Source organism: Vibrio sp. 10N.286.48.C11, assembly GCF_041469805.1.
Taxonomy (GTDB): Bacteria; Pseudomonadota; Gammaproteobacteria; order Enterobacterales; family Vibrionaceae; genus Vibrio; species Vibrio crassostreae_C.
This window is the reverse complement of record NZ_JBFRLK010000131.1, coordinates 1-5,728: the sequence shown is the minus strand read 5'-3', so window position 1 is coordinate 5,728 and position 5,728 is coordinate 1. Positions and strand designations below refer to the sequence as shown.

The 5,728-nt window shown below is 41.9% G+C and carries 5 protein-coding genes; 1 reads left to right on the top strand and 4 read right to left on the bottom strand.

Annotated features, from left to right (window positions below; translation table 11 throughout):
- Positions 1 to 109: 109 nt before the first annotated feature.
- Together AB4209_RS21795 and AB4209_RS21790 are read right to left on the bottom strand one after the other, a co-directional pair.
- The gene (locus AB4209_RS21795) at positions 110 to 1,492 is read right to left on the bottom strand and encodes a DEAD/DEAH box helicase (RefSeq protein ID WP_372057342.1); all 1,383 of its coding nucleotides are present in this window, start codon (positions 1,490 to 1,492) and stop codon (positions 110 to 112) included.
- Positions 1,486 to 2,031, bottom strand: a complete 546-nt coding sequence (locus AB4209_RS21790) for a hypothetical protein (RefSeq protein ID WP_017064061.1) — start codon at positions 2,029 to 2,031, stop codon at positions 1,486 to 1,488. Before AB4209_RS21790 ends, AB4209_RS21795 begins: the two co-directional genes overlap by 7 nt.
- Positions 2,032 to 2,132: 101 nt before the next feature.
- Between AB4209_RS21790 and AB4209_RS21785 the strand changes: the two genes are divergently transcribed.
- Positions 2,133 to 2,438 (top strand): helix-turn-helix domain-containing protein, encoded by a 306-nt coding sequence (locus tag AB4209_RS21785; protein ID WP_102333418.1) that lies wholly within the window; start codon positions 2,133 to 2,135, stop codon positions 2,436 to 2,438.
- A gap of 22 nt (positions 2,439 to 2,460) precedes the next feature.
- Here the strand turns inward: AB4209_RS21785 and AB4209_RS21780 are convergent, their stop codons facing one another.
- A complete protein-coding gene (locus AB4209_RS21780) occupies positions 2,461 to 3,510 on the bottom strand; it encodes a TniB family NTP-binding protein (RefSeq protein ID WP_136994845.1) in 1,050 nt (349 codons plus the stop codon).
- 17 nt (positions 3,511 to 3,527) lie between these two features.
- Positions 3,528 to 5,405: a Mu transposase C-terminal domain-containing protein gene (locus AB4209_RS21775; protein ID WP_372057340.1), complete on the bottom strand. Its 1,878-nt coding sequence runs from the start codon at positions 5,403 to 5,405 to the stop codon at positions 3,528 to 3,530.
- Between the last annotated feature and the right edge of the window lie 323 nt (positions 5,406 to 5,728).

Sequence of the window (5,728 nt, the reverse complement as noted above, 5' to 3'; positions counted from 1 at the left end):
AGGTGCCGCCTATCCGACAAGAATGAGTTACGATTTCAACAAGTCGGCTTGTACGATCTAGTCGTGACTAACAAGCCGATGTGTAAGATCTAATATGAGTTACTACAGTTTAAGTGAACGCTGCAATAACCCTCTGCTTAAATTGACCTAATCTCAGCTCATCCAAAGCTAAAGTGAGTCCTACATTATTTGAGTTGATAACATCTGAAGCTTCTCCCCAATTAAGTAGGCTTGGGTGAGGTCGATCAGATTGAACGCTTCCCGACACGGTACTCGGTGTCAGGTGCTTTTCATCAGTAGCGCTCGGCACATTATTCTCTTGTTTAATGTACAAGCAGCTATCAGGAATATCCTGCTCAATTCTTTCAGCAAACCCAATCAAATTTTCTTCAGCGAAGGTATACAACCATGCTTCTTGGTTGGGTGAATCATTAACTCTCAATATCCTTCCAAGCACTTGCCTGAAGTACAGTTCCGTTTTTACCGAGCTCATATGACAACAAACCTGAAGCCGAGGGATATCCGTTCCTTCACTTATCATCCCAACACTCACTATCCACTGAACCGTTGAGTGACGAAAGGACTCAATTTCATGTAACGGATTATCATGATGATAAGTCACTATGCATGCTGATTGATTAAAGTGCTCAACAAGTCGCTTTTGAATGTCTTTAGCGTGCTTAATAGAAGAGGCGACCACCAAGCCTCCAGCACTTGGGGACTCTTGCCTTATCTGCTCTAACTTTTGGCAACCGCTATTTAGTATGTAATTCATAGCGTCTTCGTTGTGAATGACGCTTTGGTAAGAGACATCGGATTGTTTAAGGCAATCAAGAATAGAGGCGAAGTGTTGATTGTCACTGCCAGCCTTAACGCTCAGGTGTTCATTATCGATTAAAACGATTTTAGGGCGGCGGCATACCTTATCTTCAACTGCCTGTTGCAAGCCGTATTGATAATCGCAAACAACCTTGCCTTCAGGATCAGAATACTCAGCCATGACGATCGGTAGTCGGTCAGAACGCCAAGGCGTGCCCGACAGCGCCAGAGTGTAACGAGCAAAGCCTTGGATCTTAGAAACAATTTCTAGCCCCCATGAATTTGACCGCCCCTCGTCATCAAACGAACAATGGTGGATCTCATCAAATATGACTAAAACTCGATATTTGCTGACGGTGTACCAAAAGTTTTCATCCAAAAAACGGATTGATTGGTAGGTGTAAGAGCCTCCAAGAGAACCCAAACCTCCATTAAAGGAACATTCGAGCTTCCATGAAAAGGTCTTTTGCATCCCTTCAGCAACAGTCAGAGAGGGCGAGAAGCACAGCACTAAGTCAATCATGCCTATTTCAAATAACCGACTCGCAACCTCGGCGGCCATAACGGTTTTACCCGCTCCAGGAGTCGCTTGGCAGAAGAAGTGTGAATGCTTGTTTGAAGTGAATTTCTCGACAGCTTGATCTGCACACTCGGCTTGCCATGCTCTTAACATTGAGGAGCCTTACTTTGGGCGACTTGCATCCAGTTGGTTAGTGCATTAATTCTGCCTAATAGCTTGGCTGAGCGTTCTCTTGCTGCATTAAATAGCGGCTGCATATCTTGCTTGTTGTTTGGGAAACGCGCTAACAACGATTGGTATTCCTCAATCTCGCCTAGAGTAATCGCCAGCTCACCTTCATGCTGTTTCTTCTCTCGCTCTAGTGCATTTAGAGAGCACTCTGGAATTTGAATATCCGTTGAGTCGACCTTAGCTTTCCTATTTCGACCCGATCTAGGCTCAATTGTGAGCGCTTTGAATTCGTTAGTTTGATGGTAGCGTTTGTCTCTGCGAACCCCAATAACAGAAAGCCAGCCTTTCTCCTCAAAAGATAGAAGTTGCTTATAAACATACTTTCGAGCGTCGTCCTTACTCGAGAAGGTTGAAGCACTGTTTAGCAAAGCATCCCTAGCGTCTGTGACGGAGAAATTATCCATCCCTTTCTCAATCAATAGGTTAAACATGTGAGGGTTAATTCTGGTTACTTTCTTCATGTGACTCTTACAGGCAATAAAAACTTAGGATTGCTAAGTATACAAAAATCAGTAAAACTTAGACAATCTAAGTTATCTAAAGGTTGAAAAGAAATGTGTAAGTGCAAAAAGACAACCCCATCCCTGCGAGGCTCAAAGCTGCGCGTAAAAAAGCCAAGATCACCCAAAAAGATTTAGGGGTGAAAATTGGTATGGAGCAGAGTTCTGCTAGCGGTCGTATGAATCATTACGAGAAAGGCAGGCATGTACCTGATATTGGTACGCTTGAACGTATGGCTGAAGAGTTAGATGTGCCGCTAAACTACTTTTTCTGTAGGAGCGAATTGAGCGCTGAGCTAGCGTGCGCCATTGATAAAATGAGTGATGAAGAGAAGGCGGTGTTGCTGGAAAAACTAGCGTCTCAATGATTTGGTTATCAACATCGCAGTTTTATACTTTCAGGCTACTTGTACTTAGCAACGTACTCAGCGGTAATGCATCTGTAAATCGGGGGGCGAGAATCCTATCCTCTGCTGTAATCGCTCTCATATTGTACGCTGAACCTTTATCTATTTGCTCTAACATCACCTGTTCTAATGAACATTCAAATGGGTTCTCCAAATAGGGGAATTTCAGTATAAATGTCCTAGATAGTACTTCTTTGTTCAACGTACTTTTGTTCTCTTTAAAGCTCATTATCATGGCATCTTTCAAAAAGTGCTTGAGCCTTCGACACTCTCCACGACACATTGAAAACAAGGGATATAGAATTTCATTCTTAGTCAGTATTGGCGTTGGCTCGTAGCCCATTCTAGAGGCTAGTCCAGCCACAAATCTAGCAAAGTGTTTCTTTTGTTTAGCATCAATACTGTATTGAGTGTTGGTATTTTTCGCGTCACTTTCAACCTGAAGCAATTTAAAATAATTGATTTCTCTGCGCCAACTCAATCGAGAGTTCCACTGCGGCTCCTTCGCGATAACATCAGCATAAGGCATTCCAACCAATACAAAGGATACACCGGCTTCCTCACTGATATATTTAAATGTATTAGCGATGGTTTGTCTTTCATCCGCAGTCGAAAACTCCACAAGCTCTTGAATCTCATTAACAATAATGAGCTCGACAGATTTACGTTTTAACTGAGTTACCACTCCTTCAGCAAGTGCAATTTCATTTCTCTTTCGTACTGAACGTCCTCCTGATTTTGAGTCCAGATCAACGAGAAATTGAGTCAGAGTATTTTGTTCATTTACTCGACTAGGAATTCGGGTACTTAGGACTGTTTGCTTGGACCAACTCGTTCCTGTATTGAAGCGTGAAAGGTAGTTATTGATCAAAGCGGTTTTTCCACTTCCCGATTCGCCTGTTAATAGGAATGACTCAGGTTCACCGCCTAGTAATTGATTAAAGCGAAGTTGGTCAAATATCGAATAGATCTCCGTAATTTCGGGGTACTCAATAAAACAATTATCGTAGGCTTTCAATTGTTCACACTGCATGGAAGTAAAATTCACGATTAGTAGCCCTCTATCTCTTCAAGATCATCATCGTCCAATGATAGTTGAGTACTAACAACGTTTAATGCTGAATTACTGCTTTCATTTTTTCTAACGATTGAGCCAGGTCCTTCCGTGCCAACATCTCTGTATTTTGCAATCTTAGAAGTGTTCCCTGTTTTAGGTTGGGTGAGCTTTTTGTTTTTAGAACTACGCATTCTCTCAGCTTCCCCTTCAATAAGAGCTTCCATATAGAGATAGGTATCGGCTAAAGACTCTTCATTGACGAGGCTTCGGGTATTCAACCTGCGCACTCTTTGAATTCGCTCATGTTCGAACAACGAAAGTCCATTGGTATACCCACTGTTATCAACCGCTGGGACTTTTATGTATTTCTTTTCTGATTCAAGAAAAACGTAGATAGCGCTTATGTCCGACGGATCGGTTTTTGTCCTGACGAAGAGTTTCCCTTGTGAATTAACCGAATTGTATTTTCGATACTCTATGAGCTCATCCGATTGATAGCATAAATTGTGCAACCTTATCCCAGCGATCCCTATCGTCCGGTGCCTTAACAACCCCAACTCAATACGTAACTCGTCCGCAGCTTGTCCTTGGTAGAAATTTGGAAGCCATTTCGATTCATTCCACTTATGATAAGGAACATTCCTTTCTCGACTATCAGAGTCCATGTGATAGCGGTCGATAACCCATTTATGTATTAACTCCATAAATACAGAAACTCTAACGGAAGACTCTTTTTTAGGATCGTAATCTTTAAGCTGAGTGGGATTTGTGAATGTTTTTCCAGGCAGAGCGTTAACCAACCCCTTGTTTAGTTGATCAAATAACTTTTCTATACCGGTCTTTCTCCACGGTTTGGCAGCTTGGCTGTATTGAATATCCGACACCAAAGGTCTCAAAGAGTCCTCTAGGCTATCACTCCAAAACTCGGCACCATTATCAACGACCAGATAGTCTATTTTTCCATGACATGGCCAATCATTTGTTATTGAGGGATATTTTTCGCTTACCCAGCGCTTGTCTAGCAAAGTACTTAATAGTGCTTTTCTGACGGAATCAAAACTAGGCTCTCTAAAGTTAACGCTGAAGCCGACGATGCACTTACTAAACCTGTCATAGAGCATGGTTAGATATGGGCGACCTAATGGAATATCCAATTCATCATCAATCAGTATGACAGGGACTGGAGTATGGTCAATTTCAACGTACTCCATCGGTTTCGTCGCCTCTATTTGCTGGCCTACGGAACGAAACTCTCTATCTGCATATCGCTTTCCATACCTTTCCACTGCAACATCATAGGGTGGTAAACTATTCACTCTGTCATAAAATGCTCTTTGGCTAATTCGCTTGATTTTGCCTTCGACTATTTCTTGATTGGCTTTAATTACTCGGCTTTTGTAATAGCGGTAAGCCTCTGCAACGCTTAAACGCTCTTTAGTCAGGTATTTTTTTTCAATCGCTTCATCAATGAGCGACTGTGAATCTGTATGAACGGTTCTATTTCCTTTTTGGGCGTGTTTAGGAATGAGCGAAAGAACGGCTCTCCCTGATTCAAAATACATTTTCTTCCAGCCGGCAAGAACTCGCCAACTCGGTGGAGATAGCCCTAGCTCTTGTTCAACCTGATTTAAAATCGGTACAAGATTTTTTTCTGTCCACCCACCTTTTAGACGTTTTTCAGTAAATTGAATGACTTTAAGACGTCGTAATACTTCTTGTTGAGTTTTTACAGGATAGGTATCAATGGAAGGGAGATACGATTTATCTTCTTCAAATAAATCACTCGGTATTTGGGTTACTAATTCCGCTTCGTTGGCAGAAGCTTCCATTTCATCAATGAAACCAAAAACGTCATCAAAATCTGACGTCATACCTAACACCAAACGTAGCTATTCAAACCAAAATCAGAGCTTCTAATATCAGTATTAACTCTCCCTGACGATAGCCAACAGAGTGTTGATATCAGAGTTTCATGCTCAGACAGTCCTAAGTGGTCGGAGATTTCGCGTAATTGTACTTTCTGTCTACGTTGTATAAATCCGAGAACAGACTTTTGCGCTTTAGTGATGGTATGCAAACCAGAGTAACGATGTAACAGCTTTAAGTTACTAAATATTGGGTCAATACGAATTTGTTTCTCTGTCACTAAAACAAGGCGTTTTCCTTGTTCTTCTGTAAACGCCCCATGAACCTA